The sequence below is a fragment of the Chryseobacterium sp. genome (assembly GCF_008831505.1).
Classification (GTDB): domain Bacteria; phylum Bacteroidota; class Bacteroidia; order Flavobacteriales; family Weeksellaceae; genus Marnyiella.
Map to the genome: position 1 here is coordinate 1,275,555 of NZ_CP044507.1, position 21,929 is coordinate 1,297,483.

Here is a 21,929-nt window from a genome sequence, read left to right on the forward strand (position 1 = left end):
AATCCTGAATCCGAATAATAATAAGCTCCAGAGATGGAGCTTTTTTTATGCCTGACTTTCACCAATCCGAAAGTAGCGGTCGTGCTTTTTGTGGATATTTCTGTGTGCTATTAGTTCTTCATGTTCACCCCTAAGTGTAGCCAGGATATCACGTTGCACCTCCGTACTGGTAAGATAACCCCAGTGGTCTGCAATATCATGCAGCTTGCTCCCCAGGTCATTTTTGGTGTGCGAACAGTCTACAATTACAACATTGTCAGGCAGATTATTTATACCAGCAGGTCCGTATTTGCCAAGCCTGGGCGAGAGGATATTTTTGGAGAGAGTAGAGATGGAAAGTACATCATCACTTTTATGGATATAGACCGAAATCCGGTTGGCCAGTTTGGTCAGTTTGTATAGCGACTCATCTTCTTTGTCAAATGAATTGACGGAAATGTCGGAGTTCAGCAACATCACCTGGTCCAGGACTTTCATAATACTGCTGCTTTTCATGCAGATAAGTGCACTCCGCAGAAGCCGGTTTCCCATAGAATGAGCCATTAGATGAATGCGCTGACCGCAGAAATCAAGTTCGGGATCGGCCAATACCTGTTTAATAAATTCATTATACTTCAGCATCATCTTGTAAAATACCATACCCGCGTCTATGGAGTTTCTTTTGTCATCGATATAGGTATATGGGAACAGCGATTTAGACCCCGGCCAACTGAGCAAAAGCAGGTTCTGCACCGGAGAGTCGGGATTGTCTATGTATTGCCTTTTTAAGGTCTCAATGGCTTCCAGCTCATCACTGAACGTATAAGAATACCCATGAATGAACACGAGCAGATCTCCACGCTTTCCGGCGCTGGTTTCCAGCATGGAACTGTAGAACTCATAAAACATCCGCTGGCTGCCGCGCAGCCGGTTAAGTTTGTCCGGCGAGGCTTTTCCCTTATGTTTGAGTTCCAGAAGTACTTCCTTTACGGGAAGATAATCATAGTCAAAATAGTCAGAAAGTATCTCATGTGCGCTGTCTGAATGTGTTTTCAGGAGTTTTTTATATTCCTTTTTGTGCATTCCTTCCGCCGAAGGCGGCTGATAGCCCAGGTATTTTGCGATGCGGAAACTGGATGTCCCCGTCTGGCTTTCGAAACAGAATTTGGACAGCGTCTTGTTTCCTTCTTTGACCTGTGAGATTTCCCTGTTGCTGATGATGAAGATGGCCATGATAATTGGTTTTCAGATGCTGAACTAAGTTATGCCAAAATTTATTCAACTGCAATACAGCGGTTGCAGCAGTTTCAGGTCTTTACATTCATGACCGGTCTGAAGCCAAAAAAACCGTCTCGCAAAGCAAGACGGTCAGTTAAATAGGAGCGGGTTGGGTTAATCTGCCTTAAAAGACAGGCCCTGTTCTTCCAGAAGTTTTCTTTCCTGCTCTTTATACACGCCGGAAGTCAGTTTATCATGAATGGCATCGAAGGCATCCAGCGTTTCGTTGATTTCAGCATCTGTGTGCGAGGCAGTAGGAATAAGTCTCAGCAGGATCATTCCCTTTGGAATCACCGGATAGATGACCACTGAAGTAAAGATGCCGTAGTTTTCACGCAGGTCCTTCACCAGCATTGTCGCTTCTACAGTAGATCCCTGCATCATCACCGGCGTAACACATGTATTGGTATTACCCAGGTTAAAGCCTCTTTCAGCCAGACCGTTCTGCAGCTTGTTTACATTTTCCCAAAGTTTATCTTTGATCTCCGGTCTTGTACGCAGCAGTTCCAGTCTTTTCAGGCCACCTATTACCATCGGCATGGTAAGCGATTTAGCGAAAACCTGTGAACGTAAGTTATATTTAAGGATTCTGATAATCTCTTTGTCACCCGCGATAAATGCGCCGAATCCTGCCATTGATTTGGCAAAAGTGGAGAAATAGATATCGATCTGCTCCTGGCAGCCCTGTTCTTCACCGGCACCCGCACCCGTTTTCCCTAAAGTACCGAAACCATGGGCATCATCAACTAACAGGCGGAAATTGAATTTGGATTTAAGGTCGCATATTTCCTTCAGTTTACCCTGCATACCGCGCATCCCGAAAACACCTTCTGTAATCACCAGGATACCGCCGCCGTGTTCTTCGGCAACTTTTGTAGCTCGTGCCAGGTTCTTCTCCAGACTGGCTATATCGTTATGCTTGAAGGTAAAGCTTTTACCCATATGCAAACGCACACCGTCTACGATACAGGCATGAGAATCTGCATCATAAACAATTACATCATGACGGGAAACAAGCGCATCAATAGTAGATACCATTCCCTGGTAACCAAAATTAAGCAGGTAGGCAGCTTCTTTTCCAACGAATTCCGCCAGTTCACTTTCCAGTTGCTGATGCTGTGCAGTCTCGCCGGACATGGCACGCGCACCCATAGGATAAAACATTCCATATTCCGCAGCGGCTTTTGCATCGGCTTCAAGCACTTCAGGGTGATTGCAGAGTCCCAGGTAGTCATTGGCACTCCAGAAAACAACCTCACGTCCCTGAAATTGCATACGGGGTCCTATAGGTCCTTCCAGTTTAGGAAATACAAAATAACCTTCTGCGTAATCTGCAAACTGTCCCAGGGGTCCGGGATTCTGTTTGATACGTTCAAAAATATCTACCATTTAATTTGGGTTTATTGTAAAAATATTGGCTGCAAAGTTAGCTAAAATGATACGTAAAAAAAAGCCTTTTGCGCACTGCAAAAGGCTGTATAAAAGAGATGTTCTTATTTGATGTATTCGGTCTTGAAAACTTCGTCGTAGTTATGTACGCAATTGTTCACAAAACCCTGCTGAGCCATCCACTCGTCGCTGTATACCTTGGTGATGTATCTTGATCCGTGATCCGGAAAGATCAGCACAACCACCTCGTCGGGTCCGAAAGGATGAGCCTGAGCGTACTGAATCAGTCCCTGGGTTACGGCACCACAGGTGTAACCGCCCATAATTGCCTCCTTCAGTGCAATTTCTCTGGTACGGTAGGCCGACATTTCGTCATTCACCTTTACAAACTGGTCAATCTGGTCAAAAAGCAATGCCGAAGGAATCAAATTTTTACCCATTCCTTCAATCTGATATGGCTTGATATCCAGTGGATTAATCTCACCGGTTTCATGATAACCTTTAAGGATGGACCCGTCTGCATCTACACCTATAATCTTGATGTCAGGATTTTTCTCCCTAAGGAATTTAGCAGATCCGGAGAGTGTACCGCCCGTACCTGTGCAGGCAAAGACATGAGTTACTTTACCTTCAGTTTGCTCCCAGATTTCGGGACCGGTAGTCTGGTAATGGGCATCTATATTGAGCTCGTTAAAATATTGATTGATATAAACGGAGTTGGGAGTTTCCGAAGCAATTCTTTTGGCTACCTCATAGTAAGAGCGCGGATCGTCTGCAGGTACATTTGCAGGGCAAACATAAACCTGAGCGCCCAGAGCTTTCAGATAGGCAATTTTTTCCGCTTTCGTCTTGTCACTAACGGCAAGTATGCACTTATAACCCTTCACAATGGAAACCATAGCAACCGAAAATCCTGTATTTCCGGAGGTGGTTTCTACGATTACTGATTCAGGAGTCAGAATTCCTTTTTCTTCAGCTTTTTCTATAATATGGAGGGCAATCCTGTCTTTAGTGGAATGTCCGGGATTACAGGACTCAAGTTTGGCGTACACCATTGCCGGGATCTCCCTGGTCACATGATTAAGTTTCACCAATGGAGTATTTCCGATTAAGCCAAGAATATTATCGTAAACATTACTCATTAAATATATTTTTTCTCAAAAAAATCATCGACAAAAATACAAAAAAAAGTATTAGGAAATAATTTCCTGATGCTTTTAAGACTGAGGTTTCTTTTCATAGTAGCAGGCTGCCAGCAAATATTACACCATCACTTTATCTGAGAACAAACGGAGGATAAATGCCGGAAAAATACTATTTTCGCATGATTTGTAAATTATTATGAAAAACTGGACATTTAAGAAATGGAATACGGTGTTGGGATGGGTAATTTTTGGAATTGCCTTTCTAACCTACCTCTCAACTGTTGAACCTAATTTAAGCTTCTGGGATGCCGGAGAATATATTGCCTCTGCGGTAAAACTCGAAGTGACCCATGCGCCGGGTGCAGCACTCTTCCAGCTTGTGGGAGCTGTGGCGGGACTGTTCGCTTTCGGAAACGGTGCCAATTATTCAATCATCATCAACTCAATGTCGGCGCTGTTCAGTGCTTTTACTATTCTTTTTCTGTTTTGGACCATTACACATCTTGTGCGCCGCCTGCTGAATAAAGATTTTGAAGAAGTGACCGTGCACGAGGAAATCTCAATCCTTTTTGCCGGCGCCATTGGAGCCCTGTGCTTTACATTTTCTGATACTTTCTGGTTTTCGGCAGTGGAAGGTGAAGTGTACTCCATGGCGTCCATGTTTATTGCACTGATTGTCTGGCTGATCACCAAATGGGAAAATGAATATGACCAAACCGACAGTCAAAGATGGATAATCCTTATCTTCTTTGTGGTAGGTCTTTCCGTAGGTGTTCACATGATGGCCATGCTGGCAATTCCGTCTGTCTGTCTTATTTATTATGCGCGCAATTACGAGTTTACCTGGAAAAACTTTGCCGTGGCAAATGTCCTTACGCTCATTGTCCTGATTCTCGTATTCAAAATCGTCTTCCCGGTGATCATGACCATGTTTGGAAAACTTGAAATATTCTTTGTGAACGGCCTTGGTTTACCTTTCCATTCCGGGACAATAGCTGCATTCATCCTTATGACTGCGCTATGCTATTTCCTCCTTAACTACAGCGGTAAATCCGGGAACAGGCTTCTGCAGACCGCATCACTTTCCCTTGTTTTCATGATCATTGGTTTTTCCTGCTGGCTCGTGATTCCGATACGCGCCAATGCAAACCCGCCAATGAACCTTAACAATCCGGATACCGCCATCGGTATGCTGGATTATTACAACCGCGAACAGTACGGTGACTGGCCTACCTTCTACGGTCAGAACTATACAGCCAGTCTGGACGCTAACGGTATCCTTAAAAACGAGGACGGAAGTTTCAAAAGTAAAAAAACCGGCGATATTTATGAAAAGGACGAACAGTCGGGCAGCTACCGTATCGTAGGCGAGCGTTTTAATTATGTGTATTCGCCAAACCATGTGGGTTTTATGCCGAGGATGTTCAACGATGATAAAAATGTAATGGCCAATTACATCAGTATGTATGGTGCACCTGATTTTTCCTTTAATTATGACAACCCGGACATTGCCGACAGTCCTGAGGCACGCAAAATATTTGACGAACTGCGTGCAAAATATGAAGACGGCTCCATAAGCGTATCGGATTACCTGGAAGTGCGTCCCTACAATCTGATTAATGTTCAGAAACCCTCGCTGGCGCAAAACCTCGATTATTTCTTCAGTTTTCAGAATGGTTATTATTTCCTCAGATACCTGATGTGGAATTTTGCCGGAAGGCAGAATGACCTGGAAGGAAATATGGAAAACACCAACGGCAATTGGATTTCCGGCATCTCTTTTATTGATGATGCCCGCCTGGGAGACCAGTCCAGGTTACCGGCAAAATTTAAAAATGACAGTACCGTGGCTTTTTATTTCCTGCCGCTTATCCTGGCTATCATAGGATTTTTCTTTCATCTGAACCGTGATTTCGGCCGCTTTTATGCACTGCTGTCATTATTTGTATTAACAAGTGTCGGAATTATATTTTATACCGGCGTAAAACCTTTCGAACCAAGAGAGCGTGATTACGCTATGGTGGGATCGTTCTATGCCCTGGCAATTTGGATTGGTTTGGGAGCTGCTGCTATCCTGTGGTATCTGCAGTCCAAAGTAAAATCCAATGCAGCCAACATTGTAGTGGGAATCCTGCTTCTTGGTATTCCGTTTATGATGGGCTTCCAGAATTATGTGCCACATGACAGAAGTGAGCGCTATTCTGCGTATGACTATGCTCATTCCGTCCTGAAATCACTGCCTAAAAACAATATCCTGTTTGTTTATGGTGATAATGATACTTACCCTGTATGGGGTCTGCAGGAAACAGAAGGCTTCCGCGACGATGTAAAGGTGGTTAATTTCACCCTGCTTTCAACTCCGTGGAATATTGACCAGGTAAAGCGCCGTACCTATAATTCCAGCCCGGTTCCCGGCACACTGAAGCATGACGACTACCGCGACGGCACCAATGACCAGATTGTGGTGTTTGATGCCGAAAATCTGCAGGGTTTCATTCAGAACCAGATACAGAACGGTGCACCTGAAAGTATATTCGCACCATTTACCAAATACATCGCTCAGGATTCGATGACCGTAAAGGAAGCTGTAGAATTTATTAAAATGAAAAGCCCTGAAAAAGATGAAATGCTGAAAATGCTTTTCGGTCAGGAAAAATATGAGAAATTCAACTTTATCCCTGTTTCCCGTTTCGTGATTCCTGTAAATAAAGCAAATGCGGTGAAATCCGGTGCTATAAAAGCTTCAGATTTGCCCTCAGCAGTGGATCATATCACGGTTGAATACAGACGCGGTACGATGTTCAAGAACAACCTTATCTTACTGGATATCCTAGCCAACTTCGACTGGAACCGTACGATTAACTTCTCCAACGGAGGTGTATATGACAGCGAGAATATATTTTATCTGGACGATTATCTGCAATATGACGGATTCAGTTACCGTCTGGTTCCAATTAAAACTTCGGCCAGAGAAGATGGTGAAATGGGCCGTGTGGATCCCGAATCGCTTTATAATGTGGTGAAGAATTTCAGATGGGGTAATTTCAAAGATTTAGATGTTCATTTTGATCAGACCTCTACTTCAAATATCATGAGCTACCGAAATTCTGCCGGCAGGGCTGCTGAAGCGCTGGCACTATCGGGCCAGAAACAGAAAGCGCTGGAAATCCTGGATCTGGTATCCCGCGAAATCCCGGTTTCCAAATACAGTGATCCGCGTTCACTGAGCTCCATTGCCTATGCCTATATCGTAGCAGGTGAGGAGCAAAAAGGACTTAAGTTGGCAGAGCAGCTGAAAAAGGGAATCTTTGAGGAATATGATTATTATAACAGTCTGACTCCGGCGCAGCAAAAATTTGTAGGACGGCAGATGCGTACCAACACGATGGAATATTCCATGGTTGTAGCCGCGGTGAGCGATGCTTATAACAAGACCGGAAAACCGGATAAAGGGTATGCTTATTTGGTAAAATCTCTTGAACCTGTGGACAAGCGCTTTAACAGCTTCATCAAAAACCTGGAGCAGATGGGCAGGGAAAAAGCCTACCGTGAAAGTTCCAAGATTCAGCGGATTACGCCGTTTTACAGTTATCTTTTTGATGTGATGAAGCCCTACGATTCAACCTATGCAAGCGAAAAGGAGGACCAAATCACCAGAGCAATGATGAGGGTCACCCAATAATTACCCTTACAATTAATCACAGGCGGACTTCAGTCCGCTTTTTTATTGGCTATATTTGTATTTAAATCTTTTGTAAAACCTGTATGAAATACTGTGCCTTCCTGCGCGGAGTGAATGTAAACGGGACTTCCATGAAAATGGCAGAAGTTTGCAGCGTGTTTGAATCAGTTGGAATGGAGCAGGTAACATCTGTACTTGCTTCCGGTAACATTCTTTTTTTATCAGAAAAGAATCCTGAAATAATTAAAGCAGAACTTGAAAAAGCCATGTCCGCTCATTTCAATTATGAAGCTTATGTGTTTCTGCGGAATGAGAATGAAATTGCGGACATGATTTCCCAAAATCCTTTTGAAGCTGACGCCGATTTTCACACCTATATTTTTGTGGTACAGGCTGACATCGAAAAAGAATTGCTCGATATCTTCAATAAATCGTCAAAAAGTAAAGATGAAAAAGGGCAGGTGGTAAACAGCACATTCTATTGGCAGGTATCTAAAGGGAATACTCTGGAAAGTCAGTTTGGAAAGGTATTGGGCCGGAAATCGCTGAAAGATAAACTGACCAGCCGCAATGTGAACACTTTTGTTAAGATTTCAAACAAATTCAAATAAATTATAGGAACTGAAACATTGTAAAGCCTTACTACAGACTCAATTTTAGTATTTTTAACCCTTATCAATTATTACCTTATAAGTCTATCAAAATGATTCAACATCTAAATAACATCCATCATTCAGACTCCACCAACTTTTTCCTGATCGCAGGTCCCTGTATTATTGAAGGCGAAGACATGGCACTCAGGATTGCCGAGAAAGTGATTACCATTACCGATAAATATAAGATTCCTTACATCTTCAAAGGGAGCTTTAAGAAAGCCAACCGCAGCCGGGTAGACAGTTTTACGACCATTGGCGAAGAAAAATCCCTTGAAATTCTGAGAAAAGTGGGGGAAACTTTCAATATTCCAACAACTACCGACATTCATGAGAACGATCATGCAGCGCTGGCGGCGCAGTACGTAGATGTTCTCCAGATTCCGGCATTCCTGGTAAGGCAAACGGATCTGTTGGTTGCGGCGGCTAAAACCGGTAAATGTGTGACGCTGAAAAAAGGGCAGTTCCTTTCGCCCGAAGCCATGAAGTTTGCCGTAGAGAAAGTTACTGATTCCGGGAACACGAAAACAGCGATTATTGAAAGAGGAAACTCCTTTGGATATTCAGACCTGGTGGTAGACTTCCGCGGAATCCCGACCATGCAGCAATATGCACCCGTGATCCTGGATGTCACACACTCTCTTCAGCAGCCTAATCAAAGTTCCGGCGTTACAGGAGGCCGACCGGAACTCATTGAAACCATAGCAAAGGCTGGAATCGCTGTGGGGGCCGACGGTCTTTTCATCGAAACTCATCCAGACCCGAGTTGTGCAATGTCAGACGGTGCCAATATGCTAAAACTGGACCGACTGGATGATCTGCTGCAAAAACTGACGCGCATACGCGAAGCTATCCTGTAATTCAGTTAATTTTTATAAATTTAGTTCCTAAAATTCGCGACTTGAGAAGACAGATTTTCCTTGCAGCCTCCATCCTGCCTCTAATGTTTTATTCCCAAAAGGAAGATACCTTACGTACACAGACCATTGAAGAAGTGGTTTTCCAGAGAAAAGGAAATGTAACCCAGGATGTTACCAATGTAAGCGTCAATGCCAGACAGGCTGGCCAGATTGCTTCTGTTTCGGGTGGTATTGAAGGGCTGATTAAAACACTGCCGTCCGTAAACTCTAATACGGAGCTTTCTTCACAGTATATGGTCCGTGGCGGCAACTATGATGAAAACCTGATCTACATTAACGATATCGAGATTTACAGACCTTTCCTCATCCGCAATTCCATGCAGGAAGGGATGAGCATCATCAATCCGGATATGGTTTCCACGGTGAATTTTTCAGCCGGTGGATTTGAAGCCAAGTACGGCGATAAGATGTCATCGGCCCTTAATATCTATTACCGTGAGCCGGAAAAATTTGAAGTATCCGGTGAAGCCAGCATGATAGGAGGGAGGCTTTCAACAGGTTTTGCGACAGGAAACAAAAAACTGACGGCCCTGGTTTCCGGACGGTACAGAAATACCAATCTTATATTAAACACACTGAATGAAGAAACGGACTTCAATCCGAGATATATGGACTTCCAGTCCTATCTGAATTATCATGTGAGTCCAAAATTTTCCATGTCGTTTATCGGTTATTATTCGCAAAACGATTATGAAATGATTCCGAAGGCCAAGGAAGTTGAGTTTGGCAGCGTGAACCAACCTATAAAAGTAAGTGTTTTCTATAACGGCCGCGAGGACGACAGATACAAAAACATGATGGGAACTTTTTCCCTGAACTACAGACCTAATGATAAATGGAGAATCCTTCTGGATAATTTTGCTTATCAGAACCGTGAGCGCGAGTATTACAGTATCGCCTCCGCTTATGTGCTTGAAAGTTTTGATCCCGTAACAGGTGATCCCGTAACCTCGTACGATGTGGGCGGACAGATAGACCATGCGCGGAATGACCTGATGGTCAGAACCTATGGAACACAGTTGCGGACACGATTTTCGCCTAATGTAAACTCCAATATTGAAGTCGGTTTTAAATTTGAAAAAGAAAATCTGCGGGACCTGACCAACGAGTGGCGATTGGTGGATTCTTTGGGTTACAGTGTACCGCGTGATCAGGTTTTGCCGGGCGTACTGGATCCATCGTCCATGGAACTTTATTACCATATTGCCGGTGATAATAGTATAGAACCTACCCGGATGTCAGCTTATGCACAGTATTCCAACAAGTTTTACTGGGGCCGGAGCCGTGCCTATTTTAATGCCGGAGCGAGGGTAGCCAACTGGTCTTTCAATAAGGAAACCATTTTCTCACCACGCGCGCAGTTTGCCATTAAGCCCGACTGGAAGTCGGATATGCTTTTCCGGGTTGCCGGCGGAATTTACTACCAGCAGCCTTTTTATAAGGAAATTAAAGATCTGGACGGCAGTTTTAACTTCGAAATCAAATCGCAGCGCTCGATGCAGCTAATTGTTGGTAACGATTACGAATTCTCCATGTACGACCGGCCTTTCAAACTTACCACCGAGCTTTATTATAAGAAGATGGACGACCTGATACCGTATTTTATGGACAACGTGCGGATCCGTTATTCAGGGAAAAACAATGCCGAAGGGTATGCCTATGGAATTGATACCCGGCTTTTCGGCGAGTTTGTTCCGGGAGTAGATTCGTGGCTGTCTGCAAGTTATGCCCGTACTTTTGAAAACATAGACAGCAGGGGAGACATTGCCCGTGCCACAGACCAAAGGTTCCGTTTTGCCATTTTCTACCAGGATTATATGCCTAAATTTCCAAAAATGCGGGTCAATCTGACCGGTATTTACGCTATGGGACTGCCTACAGGCGCACCCATCATGTTTGACAGTAACGGACAGCCCAGCCTGGAAACCCGGTACGACTATCAGAAAACATTGCCGTCATACAAAAGGGTGGATATTGGCCTTTCCTATGTATTTATTGATCCTAAGGAAAAGAACAAAGCCTGGGGCTTCTGGGAAAATTTTGAAGAGCTCACCTTGGGCGTTCAGGTTTTCAATGCTTTTAATATTTACAACACGGTGGCTAACCAATGGGTTACAGACGTCAGCAATAACTATATTTATCCGGTTCCGGTAAATCTTACAGGCCGTTTCTTCAATGCAAAGCTGGAATTCAGGATAAAATAATTTCGCTGATGCCCAGGATTGAACTCAGCACCGAAATCAGATCTTCAATAGAAATATGCTTTGATCTTTCGCGGAGTGTGGATCTTCATAAACTCTCAACAGCGAAAACGAACGAAGAAGCTGTTGCCGGAAAAACCAGCGGACTGATGAATCTGAATGAGACCGTTAGCTGGAGAGCCACCCATTTTTTTATCCGTCAGGAGCTGACTACAAAAATTACGGCTTTGGATCATCCTGTATATTTTGTTGATGAGCAGCTAAAAGGAATATTCAGATCGCTCAGACATCAGCATAAATTTGCTCAGGACGGTGAAAAAACTACTATGACCGATATTTTTGATTTTGAGTCGCCGGGTGGGATTCTTGGTCAATTATTTAACAGGCTTATACTCACAAGTTATATTCGGAAATTCCTGATCGAAAGAAATCAGATTATAAAAGAATTTGCAGAATCAGATCGCTGGAAAGAGGTGTTGGATGGAAAGATCTATAAGTAGATAGAATTTCAGATTTACTCAGGAGAAAAACTGCGGGTTATGATACAGCGAATGCACGCAATTTAACATAATATAAATTATAGGCGTTTCTGTTGTATATATGCTGCTGATTTAAATTGTGCTTTATTAATACTGAATCAGCTTTAATATCATTTATCACAGCTATGCTGAAACACATTCAAAAAAGGAACAGTTTCAGTCATTCTTCTATTCATACTTTTACAGAGCTCTGCTATTTTTTATATTTTAGCTTTTATTTTTAGAATTATGAAGAAATCAATTTTAGTGTTAGGCATGATAGCCGTAACAATGTCCTGCGGGAAAAAAACTGAAAACACGATTAATGACGTTTCCAACCGCGATTCCCTGGCGGTAAATGAAAGTGATATTCAGATCGATGCCATTCCGGAAAACTGCTATATGGAAGCTACCGGTAAAGATTCACTTTTTGTACGCCTTAGCGACAATTTGGGTACAGTTACGGGAAAGATGCATTATAAAAATTTCGAAAAGGACAGTTCATTTGGCGACCTCGTGGGCATGGCAGATGGCGATACCCTAAAACTTGAATATACCTTCCAGGCCGAAGGAACCACTTCAACCCGTGAAATATGGTTTCTGAGAAAAGATGGCAGTCTTATAGAAGGCATTGGCGACTATAACGAAACGGGTGAACAATACAAGGATACTAAACTTCTCAAATTTACCGGCGGCCATACCCTGAAAGCGGCAGACTGCAAAGGTTTTGATAAAAATTTAAAATAGCAGCTGTAAGTTGTCAGCAACTGTCGTTTAAATTATTTTTTTTTAAATCCGCGACCACAAAGTTACTTAAGCAGATTGGAGCTGCTCCCCTATTTGTATCTGCATTTACAGCGCTGTTTTTTTTAATAAATCACCATTTAACCCTGTTTTTTTAGGTCTGATATTTGTATAAAAACAGAAATCAAACATAAAAAATCAACATTATGAAAAAGACAACCGATGCCGGCAACGGTCAGGGAGCACGTAAGGTAGAAGCAAAATCCTCAGCTGCCGAGGGACTGAAGGAATTATTCAAAGACGGTTTGAAAGATATTGTTTATGCCGAGAGGGCATTGCTGAAAGCCCTTCCAAAAATGATGAATAACGCAACAGAACCTAAACTGAAATCTGCCATTGAAGATCATATTACGGTCACTGAAGGACAGGTACAGAGACTGGAGCAAATCTTTGAAATCCTAGGCGAATCCAGCAGAGGAAAGAAATGTGAAGCGATTGAAGGATTAATAAAGGAAGGTGAAAGCATAATGGAAGAAACAGAAGTCGGACCTGTAAGAGATGCCGGCATCATCGCTGCTTCGCAGAAAATTGAACATTACGAAATTGCATCATACGGAACCCTGGCGGCGTTTGCCAATACTTTGGGCGAAAGTGAGATTGTAACTCTGCTGGAGGCAACTCTGGCTGAGGAAAAGGAAGCTGATTCCTTACTAACAGAATCTGCATACAATTCAATAAATTTCGAAGCCGCAGAAGAAGATACAAAGTAAAAGGAGGGCTGCAATCTGCAGCCTTTTTTAATGTGATCTTACTACAAAGATTTTATTATGAAATTAATAAACTACAGGAAAATTTCGGTGATAATGGCGGTAGTGGCACTGTCACTTTTAAGTTGCGAAGAACAGAAAATTGTGACTCCTGCTGAACTTCCCGAACAGATAAACACATGGCTTTCCACAAAATTTCCGGGAGCTACTGTTGCGCAGGCCTCAACCGAACGTGACGGGTTCAGTAAAAATTATGAGGTCACACTTTCTGACGGCACCAATGTGGAATTTAACGGTAAAGGTGAAGTTACGGATGTGAAGAGCACAAAATCATTACCCGCCGGAATAGTTCCTGATAAGATAATTCAGTATGTGACTAAAAACTATCCCGGCAGTACCATTATTAGCTGGGAGTCAGACGGTAATGGGCAGCAAGCCCAACTGGATAACAGTATTAAACTGGAATTCAATAAAGCAGGCGATTTTACGCGTATAGATCAGTAACTTAATACACTTAATAGCAATTGCCCAAAACCACCGCGTTCAGGTGGTTTTATTATATATAAGCGCTCCCTTTCAGTAACTGCCGCACACTGAACGTGTTGCAGACATCACTCATCAGAACTGTGGTACAAAGCGTTTTGGAATAATAAGCAGCGGTAAACCTACTTTTGAGGCATGGCGCGCCGCATAGCTTCCAAATATGAACCTATCCAGGAAGCCGTGGTTTTCATGACCCATTACCAGCATATCAATTTTTTCCTTTTTCAGCAGTTCCAATCCACTATCTATATTATCTGCTTTTATTGACTTGAATGTAAACCTGCCATCAAAATCCTTTGTGAAGTTTTTCTGCCTGTTACTGTATTCCCGGGAATCAATAACCTCTACAAAATTAGGAATATGGGCCACCAGCAGCTCCGCATTAAAATAACCCGCAAATTTTGCCAGACTCTGAGCGGTTAGCTTATCCTCTGCACTCATCTCAGAAGAATAGGCAATTCTGCTCGGAACTTCAAATGTTTTGTCAAAGGGTATAATAAGCAGCGGCAGCTTTGTACGCTTAATCATTTCCTGGGTATTGCTTCCAAATACCAAACGGTCCAGTTTTCCTGCACCCGTCATTCCCATTACCACCATTGGCACAACCTTAGCTTCCGCAGTTTTCTGCACTATGGTAGAAACATCACCGAAATCACAGCTAGTGCTGATTTCTGGACGGTAAACGCCAGGGAAATTTAATAATATTTCAGCTGCCTTATTTTGAAGCTCACCTGTAAGTTTCTGCAGTCTGGAAATACAGACCTCCCGCAACTCGGGGAAATTTTTTACAGCCATAGAGATTCCGCCTAAGGAAGGATCCGGTCCTTCGGGACGCAGCGCATGGCAAAGATGAATATTTGCATTCAGCCTCAACGCCAGCTGTAAAGCGTAAAACGCCGCGTTTTCTGAAGGCGCTGAAAAATCGGTGGGGATGATTATGGTTTTCATGGTCGGATGATTAGCAGTTTAAGTGCGATTTCCTACCAAATTTAGCAAATCCGTTGATGATGTCCTAATTCCACTTCATGATATATGCTGCCTTCTGTATAGTAAATAAACATTTGTACTGAATACTGGCGTGTTGCCTTATTAAATACCAAAAAGTATAGTTACGTCCATTTTGACCTCACATTATCAATCCGTTAAGTTCATAAAAAATCATAAATAAGTATTATTCTGTTCCCGTCGGTCCTGCTTTTGCATCCGGTTATCCAATCACAAAAAATTTGAACTATGTTAGCAATGAACTTTCGCGGGCCTTTCCGTGTGCGCGCAGACCGCAACATGCCCGAACCCCGGATTGAACATCCCGAAGACGCAATCGTAAAAGTACTGAGATCCTGTATCTGCGGCTCCGACCTGCATCTGTACCATGGTTTGGTACCGGATACCAGAACCGGCTCCACCTTTGGACATGAATTCATCGGCGAAGTTGTGGAAGTTGGTCCGTCCGTGCAAAAACTTAAGGTGGGCGACCGTGTCATGGTCCCATTTAATATCGCTTGCGGAAAATGTGCCTTTTGCAAACAGGAACTGTATGGGAACTGTCACGAATCGAATCCCATGGCTACGGCAGTTGGTGGAATCTTTGGCTATTCCCATACTGCTGGTGGCTTTCAGGGCGGTCAGGCCGAATATGCCCGCGTACCGTATGCAGACGTAGGACCAACTGTTATACCGGACTGGATGGATCCGGATGATGCCGTACTTCTTACAGACGTGGTACCCACAGGTTATCAGGCCGCCGAGATGGCGGGCATACAGAAAGGCGATACTGTGGTCGTTTTTGGTGCAGGTCCTATAGGCATTATGGCTGCCAAATGTGCCTGGCTGTTTGGTGCCGGAAGAGTGATCATTATTGATGAACTTGAATACAGGCTGGAATTCGCGGCTAAATATGCGCAGTGTGAAGCGTACAACTTTCACAGCATCGGCGACCCTGTTGTTTTCATTAAAACGCAAACAGACTCCCTGGGAGCAGATGTTTGTATTGATGCCGTAGGTTGCGAGGCCAAAGGAAATATGATGAATACCCTGTTGGGAATGAAACTTCTTCTGCAGGGCGGCTCTACCACTGCCCTGCATTGGGCGATCAATTCAGTAAAGAAAAGCGGTATCGTTTCGATCGTAGGTGTTTACGGTCCAATTGATGCACTGGTACCAATTGGTAATGTGGTCAATAAAGGTATCACTATACGGGCCAACCAGGCTGCGGTGAAAAGAAATTTACCTAAACTGATAGAGCATGTGCGCAACGGAATTCTGAATCCAAAGGAGATTATTACGCACCGGATTCCAATGGAAGAAGTAGCGGATGCCTACCATATATTTTCGCGGAAGCTGGACGGGTGTATCAAGACCGTCCTTATCCCTCCTACAGCGTAAGATTTCAGTTTAACCTAAAAAAAATTACAAAATGCTTACAGACGAAACAAAGCCAGCAGACTTTAAGAAAAGTGAAGCGGCAGATTATAGCCATATAAAAGGTTGGGGAATTGACGCTGATCCTGAAAACGATCCTGTTTACCCGATGAAGAACCGGAATAATGCAGAACATGAAGGTTACGCCTGGAAAAGACCGGCCCAGCAGAATGATAATGTTGAGATTTTGAAATCTGTGGAACGGCCGAATCTGACTGCTGTTTTCGGTACGGCTTCTCCACCGGAAGGTCTGAATGGTAAACTGAGGAGATTTGCCTTTAAATACAGCGAGTCCAGCTACGGACGATGGTTACCCCTGGTGCTGGCTGACCGTGTGGGTGAAGTTGAGGGTATAATTGATGATTTGAAAAAAGGTCATGTACCTAATATTTTTGCAGAACGTGGTTGGGGTTCAGAATGGAAACACAACAGAACCAATTTCCTGCTGAAAGTGGCTGCAGTAGCTGCTGTTGCTGTGGTAGCGGTATCGGTACTGTCCAGCAATAAAGAGAATGGTGACAATGATGATGGCCTTTAACAAAATTATCATGTTTAGATTTAAAAGTCACTTTTAATCAAAACCAAAAAATCCCGGAAGAAACTCCGGGATTTTTTTGGTTAAAAGGATTTTCAGTGTAGTCCTTCTTCCAGAATTTCTTTTTGCTGATATTCCTGTACAAGGTCAATCGCGTTGGATATTACATCGCTTAAGGCTGTAATGAAGGTGCCTTCCTCTGCCAAACTCATGGCATGCTTCAGCGCCTCAATTTCTTTAGGAATGATTTCAAAACTTGGGTTCTTTCCTGCAGATTGTATTCCGTCTATTACCAGACCGCAGATTTCTTCCTCTGTACGTCCGCGAAGATGTTTCTCATTTCGGATAATGATATGGTCAAACATCCTGCCGGCAATCTTCCCGCACTCCCGTATATCTTCATCACGCCTGTCGCCCACTCCCGAAATGATTCCGATTTTTTTAGGGCTGTCCACATTAGCCAGAAAATCTTCAATCGCTTCATAACCCGCAGCATTGTGTGCAAAGTCAATCATTACCTTGAAATTCTTAAAATTGAAAATATTTAGACGGCCGGGCGTTAGCTGTGCACTTGGGATAAAGGTTCGCAGTGAATTGGCGATGTCTTCAATTTCAAACCCATGAAGATAAGTGGCCAGGCTGGCTGCCAGAACATTGGCAATCATGAATTTGGCCTTACCTTCCATGGTAATTGGAATATTGTTCACCTTGGCAATTCTGATTTTCCAGTCACCCTTTTTTATTGTCACATATCCCTCTTCATAAACAGATGTAACCTTACCTTCCTTGGCGTACTTCCTCATATGAGGATTATTTTCATCCATGCTGAACAGCGCAACCCGGGCCGGCAGATCATGCAGCAGTCTCATGGAATATTCATCGTCGGCATTCAGGATGCACCAGCCGTTTTTCTTTACGCTGTCCAGCACTACCCTTTTCACACGGGTCAGGTCCCGAAGACTGTGTATATCGTCCATACCCAGATGATCCTCCTTAATGTTTGTAAGGACACCGATGTCAGCCTGGCTGTAGCCCAGTCCGGAACGCAGGATTCCCCCGCGCGCAGTCTCCAGTACCGCAAACTCCACCGTGGGGTCCTTCAGGATGAATTCCGCAGACATCGGGCCGGTAGTGTCGCCTTTGGCAAGCATGGTGTTCTGGATATAAATACCGTCTGATGTCGTAAAACCTACACGGTAACCGTTATTTTTTACAATATGTGAGATAAGTCTTGTGGTTGTCGTTTTACCGTTGGTGCCTGTAACCGAAATAATGGGAATGGTGAAGGGTTTCCCGGGTGGGTAAAGCATATCGACCACAGGAGCAGCCACATTTCTCGGCAAACCTTCGCTGGGGGCCAAATGCATTCGGAAACCCGGTGCAGCGTTAACTTCAAGGATTGCTCCCCCACTTTCTTTAAGTGGCTGGGTAAGATTTTCGGCCATGATGTCAATTCCGCAAACATCCAGTCCAATAATTTTGGACACCCGTTCGCACATAGTGATATTTTCCGGATGGACCATATCTGTTACATCAATAGAGGTGCCGCCGGTGGAAAGATTGGCGGTAGACTTCAGGTATACGATCTCCCCTTTCTGAGGTATAGTCTCAGGCGTATAGTTCAGCCTGCTCAGTAATTCAGACGTATCTTTATCAATGGATATCTCCGTAAGTACATTTTCGTGTCCATAGCCACGGCGCGGGTCCTGATTCTCTCTTTCAATCAGTTCGGAAATATTCAGCTCACCATCACCTACCACATGGGCGGGAACCCGTCTTGCAGCTGCAACCATTTTGTGGTTGATCACAAGTATCCGGAAATCAAAACCCGTAATATATTTTTCGACAATCACTTTTTCGGAAACGGTTTTGGCGTGCTCCAGACCCAAGACGGCAGTTTCCCAGTCGCGCACATTTATAGACTGTCCACGACCATGGTTCCCTGAAAGTGGTTTCAGCACGATAGGGTAACCTATTTTATCTATGATTTTCTTCAGATCCTCCACTTGCACTGCAATATCGCCTGAAGGGACAGGTATGGCAGCTTCCTCCAGCATTTTCTTTGTTGCCTCTTTATTACAGGCAATCTCTACGGCTATGGAACTGGTTTTTCCTGTAACCGTAGCCTGGAACCTCTGTTGGTTTACGCCATAACCCAACTGAACCAGTGAATTTCTGCCAAGTCTGATCCAGGGAATGCGTCGTGAAACTGCTTCTTCAACTATACTTCCGGTAGAAGGTCCAAGCCGTACACGCTCGCGTATTTCACGAAGACTCTGAATACAGGCTTCAAGGTCATATTCCGTACCGGCCACCAACGCTTCGGCAATCTTCACAGATTCTTCCGCTGCAAAAAGACCGGCACTTTCCTCAAGATAACTGAAAACCACATTGTAAATTCCGGGTGTTTTTGTCTCGCGTGTCCTGCCGAATCCGGTGTTCATTCCTGCCAGGGTCTGTATTTCCAGCGCAATATGTTCTATGACGTGCCCCATCCAGGTACCCATTTCAATACGGTGAAAAAAGCCACCCTCATGACCCTCTGAACATCTGTGGGTAAATAGAGATGGCATAAGTTTTTCAATACGTTCCCGGAATCCCGGAATTTTATTGGTAGGAAAATTTTCAAGCTCCTCCAGATTTAGGCGCATCTGTATCAGTTTTTTGCGGCGGATACTCCAAATGTTTGGTCCGCGAAGGGCCTGTATTTTTTCGATTTTCATGTGTAATAACGCTAACGTTTATTTATTTTTGAATGCTTTCAATATCAAAGATAATTGAAATCCTTGAAAACTGGAGCTGGTGCATGAAATTTTTGTGGATTTATGGGCAACCGCAACATGTGCTCAATAGTCTGGCAAAAAGTAACCAGATAAAAACAATTAGCGGTCAGTGGGAAAGAATTGCTGTATCTGTAACGCAGCAGCTATAATTTATATAAATTTGCAAGGTATGAAGCCTGTAGGAAAATTAATGATCATCGGCGGAGCTGTGAATAAAGGAAGTTTCACTGAAACTGAATATGAGACCAGTGCAGAGAAAAACCTGAACTTCTTTGAACGGGGAATCCTTCGTAAGATCATCAATGAAAGTAAAAATAAGGAAGAATCAGTAATAGAGGTCATCACTACTGCATCACAGATTCCGCAGATCGTAGGTCCAGAATATAAGAAGGCCTTTGAGTTTTTAGGAGCCAAACATGTTAATATACTGGACATCCAGACCCGTGAGCAAGCCAATTCTGATGCGATTGTTGCCCGTGCCAATAATGCTGATGTCGTTATGTTCACCGGGGGCGACCAACTTCGGTTAACTTCAATATTAGGAGGCACGCGCTTCCATGAAGCCATACTTATCAAATACCAGGAGACAGATTTCCTTTATTGCGGGACTTCCGCCGGTGCTGCTGCTGCCTCCGAAAATATGATCTACCAGGGTTCCAGCAGTGAAGCACTGCTTAAGGGCGAAATTAAAACAACTCAGGGACTGGGTTTCATAGACAATGTAATTGTTGATACACATTTTGTACAGCGGGGAAGGATAGGCCGGCTTTTTCAGGCTGTCGTCAGTAATCCAAGAACCTTAGGTATTGGTCTTGGCGAAGACACGGGTCTTTTCATTAAGGACGACTGCATGACTGCGGTAGGTTCCGGACTTGTAATCCTTGTAGATGGCCGCTTCATTAAAGATACCAACCTAACAAAGGTAAATCTGGGCGAACCAATTTCCATAGATAATTTAGTTGTGCACGTAATGTCGGTAAACGATAGATTTGACCTAAAGAGCAAGGAACTCACTATTGAAAACACGCAGTACAGTCCGATACCCTCCTTAAATGGGCAACAGTAGCCGGCTTGCTGTTTTACTGCCAAACACAGAACTAATGAAGATAATAATACATGGTGGCTTCTTCTCGGAAAGCAGCCAGACTGCAGAAACGAAAATAGCAAAACAGCAGTCACTGACAAACATAATTGATCGCAGTTGGGATTACCTGAAGGAACATACAGCCGCGGAAACCGCCGTGTTTGCAGTTTCACTTTTGGAAGACGACGAGCTTTTTAATGCGGGCACCGGATCACAAATTCAGAGCGACGGAAAAATAAGGATGAGTGCATCCTTAATGAATGGGGAAACTCAAAAGTTTTCGGGTGTCATCAATATTGAATCTGTTAAAAATCCAATAAAGGTTGCCGAACTGCTGAAAGATGAAGACGACCGTGTCCTGGGTGGCCAGGGTGCGAAAATTTACGCATCTGCACATGGGATTGAAGATTATTCCACAGAAATACCGCAGCGGCGCTCAGAATATGAGGAGAAACTGAAAAATGGCGGTTTGGGTACTGTAGGCTGCGTGGTTCTGGATAAGGATGGAAAGCTGGCAGCAGCAACATCAACCGGTGGCAAAGGATTTGAGTTGGTGGGCAGGATTTCCGATTCAGCCACAGTAGCGGGAAATTACGCCAATCGCCATTGTGCGGTGAGCTGTACAGGTGTTGGAGAAGATATAGTAAGTAACGCAACAGCTACCAAAATTGTTACCCGCGTAAGCGATGGGCTCTCGGTGCAAGAAGCGTTTCGCAGAACATTCAGTGAGCTGGCAGAAATTGACGGTTTTGCTGGGGCTATAGGAATAGATAGTTACGGAAATATCCATTTTCAGGAAAGTCATCCCACTATGGTATTTGCTGCATATGACGGAGAAAAACACATGATGTTTAAGTAATAAATCTGTAACGCATTAAATATTTTTAATTAAGTATCTTTTTAATATAAATTTAAGACATATTCCACTTCCTTTGGCACAGAATTTACAGTTCCTAGCGTAACATTTATTATTAACAAACAAATATTAAAACTATGAGCACTAGAAGAAATGGATTATTGGCATTGCTGGGCCTTGGGGCACTCGCTTTCTGGAAATACAAAAACTCTACACCGGAAGAGCAGCAGGCGGTTAAGGATAAATTTAACACAGCTAAGGACAACTTAGGAAAGTTGGGGAATGATTTGAAGAGCAAAGCTTCCGACATGGCATCTCAGGTACAGAGCAAAGCCGGTGAATTTGCCAACAAAGCCGAAAATAAAGCCGAAGAAGTAAGGTCTGATGTAAACAGCAGCAATCTTTAACAACTTTTTTCAGAGAAATCACAA

18 protein-coding genes are annotated in these 21,929 nt (G+C 43.6%); 13 read left to right on the plus strand and 5 right to left on the minus strand.

All coding sequences use genetic code 11. The features are described from left to right. Window positions 1–45: 45 nt before the first annotated feature. From F7R58_RS06015 to F7R58_RS06025, 3 genes are all read right to left on the minus strand, one after another. Window positions 46–1,212 (minus strand): alpha/beta hydrolase, encoded by a 1,167-nt coding sequence (locus F7R58_RS06015; protein ID WP_158064035.1) that lies wholly within the window; start codon window positions 1,210–1,212, stop codon window positions 46–48. Window positions 1,213–1,371: 159 nt separating this feature from the next. Further along, entirely contained in the window at window positions 1,372–2,646 is a 1,275-nt protein-coding gene (locus tag F7R58_RS06020; RefSeq protein WP_158064036.1) for an aminotransferase class I/II-fold pyridoxal phosphate-dependent enzyme, read from the minus strand. Window positions 2,647–2,750: 104 nt separating this feature from the next. Beyond that, the gene (locus F7R58_RS06025) at window positions 2,751–3,788 is read right to left on the minus strand and encodes a PLP-dependent cysteine synthase family protein (protein ID WP_158064037.1); all 1,038 of its coding nucleotides are present in this window, start codon (window positions 3,786–3,788) and stop codon (window positions 2,751–2,753) included. Window positions 3,789–3,987: 199 nt separating this feature from the next. Here F7R58_RS06025 and F7R58_RS06030 point away from each other — a divergent pair, with 199 nt between their 5' ends. From F7R58_RS06030 to F7R58_RS06065, 8 genes are all read left to right on the plus strand, one after another. Continuing rightward, entirely contained in the window at window positions 3,988–7,473 is a 3,486-nt protein-coding gene (locus F7R58_RS06030) for a DUF2723 domain-containing protein (protein ID WP_158064038.1), read from the plus strand. Between the two features lie 83 nt (window positions 7,474–7,556). Beyond that, entirely contained in the window at window positions 7,557–8,084 is a 528-nt protein-coding gene (locus F7R58_RS06035; RefSeq protein ID WP_158064039.1) for a DUF1697 domain-containing protein, read from the plus strand. Window positions 8,085–8,176: 92 nt separating this feature from the next. Beyond that, on the plus strand, window positions 8,177–8,986 hold the full coding sequence (kdsA, locus tag F7R58_RS06040) for a 3-deoxy-8-phosphooctulonate synthase (RefSeq protein ID WP_158064040.1): 810 nt from the start codon (window positions 8,177–8,179) through the stop codon (window positions 8,984–8,986). An 83-nt stretch (window positions 8,987–9,069) separates the two neighbouring features. Then, window positions 9,070–11,250, plus strand: a complete 2,181-nt coding sequence (locus F7R58_RS06045; protein WP_158065407.1) for a TonB-dependent receptor plug domain-containing protein — start codon at window positions 9,070–9,072, stop codon at window positions 11,248–11,250. 8 nt (window positions 11,251–11,258) lie between these two features. After that, window positions 11,259–11,747: an SRPBCC family protein gene (locus F7R58_RS06050; protein ID WP_158064041.1), complete on the plus strand. Its 489-nt coding sequence runs from the start codon at window positions 11,259–11,261 to the stop codon at window positions 11,745–11,747. A 267-nt stretch (window positions 11,748–12,014) separates the two neighbouring features. Beyond that, window positions 12,015–12,512, plus strand: coding sequence for a hypothetical protein (locus tag F7R58_RS06055; RefSeq protein WP_158064042.1), 498 nt, complete (start codon window positions 12,015–12,017; stop codon window positions 12,510–12,512). Window positions 12,513–12,715: 203 nt separating this feature from the next. After that, entirely contained in the window at window positions 12,716–13,279 is a 564-nt protein-coding gene (locus tag F7R58_RS06060) for a ferritin-like domain-containing protein (protein WP_158064043.1), read from the plus strand. A gap of 57 nt (window positions 13,280–13,336) precedes the next feature. Further along, on the plus strand, window positions 13,337–13,780 hold the full coding sequence (locus F7R58_RS06065; RefSeq protein WP_158064044.1) for a PepSY-like domain-containing protein: 444 nt from the start codon (window positions 13,337–13,339) through the stop codon (window positions 13,778–13,780). Window positions 13,781–13,894: 114 nt separating this feature from the next. Here the strand turns inward: F7R58_RS06065 and F7R58_RS06070 are convergent, their stop codons facing one another. Further along, entirely contained in the window at window positions 13,895–14,767 is an 873-nt protein-coding gene (locus F7R58_RS06070) for a universal stress protein (RefSeq protein WP_158064045.1), read from the minus strand. Window positions 14,768–15,052: 285 nt separating this feature from the next. Here F7R58_RS06070 and F7R58_RS06075 point away from each other — a divergent pair, with 285 nt between their 5' ends. Beyond that, the gene (locus F7R58_RS06075; protein WP_158064046.1) at window positions 15,053–16,204 is read left to right on the plus strand and encodes a zinc-dependent alcohol dehydrogenase; all 1,152 of its coding nucleotides are present in this window, start codon (window positions 15,053–15,055) and stop codon (window positions 16,202–16,204) included. Window positions 16,205–16,235: 31 nt separating this feature from the next. Further along, entirely contained in the window at window positions 16,236–16,778 is a 543-nt protein-coding gene (locus F7R58_RS06080) for a hypothetical protein (protein ID WP_158064047.1), read from the plus strand. A 92-nt stretch (window positions 16,779–16,870) separates the two neighbouring features. Here F7R58_RS06080 and cphA read toward each other — a convergent pair whose 3' ends face one another. Further along, window positions 16,871–19,498 carry a cyanophycin synthetase gene (gene cphA / locus F7R58_RS06085; RefSeq protein WP_158064048.1) on the minus strand — a complete coding sequence of 876 codons (2,628 nt, stop codon included), beginning with the start codon at window positions 19,496–19,498 and terminating at the stop codon, window positions 16,871–16,873. Between the two features lie 229 nt (window positions 19,499–19,727). Between cphA and F7R58_RS06090 the strand changes: the two genes are divergently transcribed. From F7R58_RS06090 to F7R58_RS06100, 3 genes are all read left to right on the plus strand, one after another. Continuing rightward, window positions 19,728–20,624, plus strand: a complete 897-nt coding sequence (locus tag F7R58_RS06090; RefSeq protein ID WP_158064049.1) for a cyanophycinase — start codon at window positions 19,728–19,730, stop codon at window positions 20,622–20,624. A 34-nt stretch (window positions 20,625–20,658) separates the two neighbouring features. Beyond that, the gene (locus tag F7R58_RS06095) at window positions 20,659–21,501 is read left to right on the plus strand and encodes an isoaspartyl peptidase/L-asparaginase (protein WP_158064050.1); all 843 of its coding nucleotides are present in this window, start codon (window positions 20,659–20,661) and stop codon (window positions 21,499–21,501) included. 134 nt (window positions 21,502–21,635) lie between these two features. Next, complete coding sequence (locus F7R58_RS06100) at window positions 21,636–21,905, plus strand: YtxH domain-containing protein (protein WP_229723859.1); 270 nt, start codon at window positions 21,636–21,638, stop codon at window positions 21,903–21,905. The last annotated feature ends 24 nt before the right edge of the window (window positions 21,906–21,929 follow it).

Bases quoted from the DNA above. Each gene is read 5' to 3' on its own strand.
- F7R58_RS06060 (WP_158064043.1), top strand. From the start codon at position 12,716: ATGAAAAAGACAACCGATGCCGGCAACGGTCAGGGAGCACGTAAGGTA.
- F7R58_RS06065 (WP_158064044.1), top strand. From the start codon at position 13,337: ATGAAATTAATAAACTACAGGAAAATTTCGGTGATAATGGCGGTAGTG.
- F7R58_RS06070 (WP_158064045.1), bottom strand. From the start codon at position 14,767: ATGAAAACCATAATCATCCCCACCGATTTTTCAGCGCCTTCAGAAAAC.
- F7R58_RS06095 (WP_158064050.1), top strand. From the start codon at position 20,659: ATGAAGATAATAATACATGGTGGCTTCTTCTCGGAAAGCAGCCAGACT.
- F7R58_RS06090 (WP_158064049.1), top strand. From the start codon at position 19,728: ATGAAGCCTGTAGGAAAATTAATGATCATCGGCGGAGCTGTGAATAAA.
- F7R58_RS06055 (WP_158064042.1), top strand. From the start codon at position 12,015: ATGAAGAAATCAATTTTAGTGTTAGGCATGATAGCCGTAACAATGTCC.
- F7R58_RS06080 (WP_158064047.1), top strand. From the start codon at position 16,236: ATGCTTACAGACGAAACAAAGCCAGCAGACTTTAAGAAAAGTGAAGCG.
- F7R58_RS06020 (WP_158064036.1), bottom strand. From the start codon at position 2,646: ATGGTAGATATTTTTGAACGTATCAAACAGAATCCCGGACCCCTGGGA.
- F7R58_RS06050 (WP_158064041.1), top strand. From the start codon at position 11,259: ATGCCCAGGATTGAACTCAGCACCGAAATCAGATCTTCAATAGAAATA.
- kdsA (WP_158064040.1), top strand. From the start codon at position 8,177: ATGATTCAACATCTAAATAACATCCATCATTCAGACTCCACCAACTTT.
- F7R58_RS06075 (WP_158064046.1), top strand. From the start codon at position 15,053: ATGTTAGCAATGAACTTTCGCGGGCCTTTCCGTGTGCGCGCAGACCGC.
- F7R58_RS06100 (WP_229723859.1), top strand. From the start codon at position 21,636: ATGAGCACTAGAAGAAATGGATTATTGGCATTGCTGGGCCTTGGGGCA.
- F7R58_RS06045 (WP_158065407.1), top strand. From the start codon at position 9,070: ATGTTTTATTCCCAAAAGGAAGATACCTTACGTACACAGACCATTGAA.
- F7R58_RS06015 (WP_158064035.1), bottom strand. From the start codon at position 1,212: ATGGCCATCTTCATCATCAGCAACAGGGAAATCTCACAGGTCAAAGAA.
- cphA (WP_158064048.1), bottom strand. From the start codon at position 19,498: ATGAAAATCGAAAAAATACAGGCCCTTCGCGGACCAAACATTTGGAGT.
- F7R58_RS06030 (WP_158064038.1), top strand. From the start codon at position 3,988: ATGAAAAACTGGACATTTAAGAAATGGAATACGGTGTTGGGATGGGTA.
- F7R58_RS06025 (WP_158064037.1), bottom strand. From the start codon at position 3,788: ATGAGTAATGTTTACGATAATATTCTTGGCTTAATCGGAAATACTCCA.
- F7R58_RS06035 (WP_158064039.1), top strand. From the start codon at position 7,557: ATGAAATACTGTGCCTTCCTGCGCGGAGTGAATGTAAACGGGACTTCC.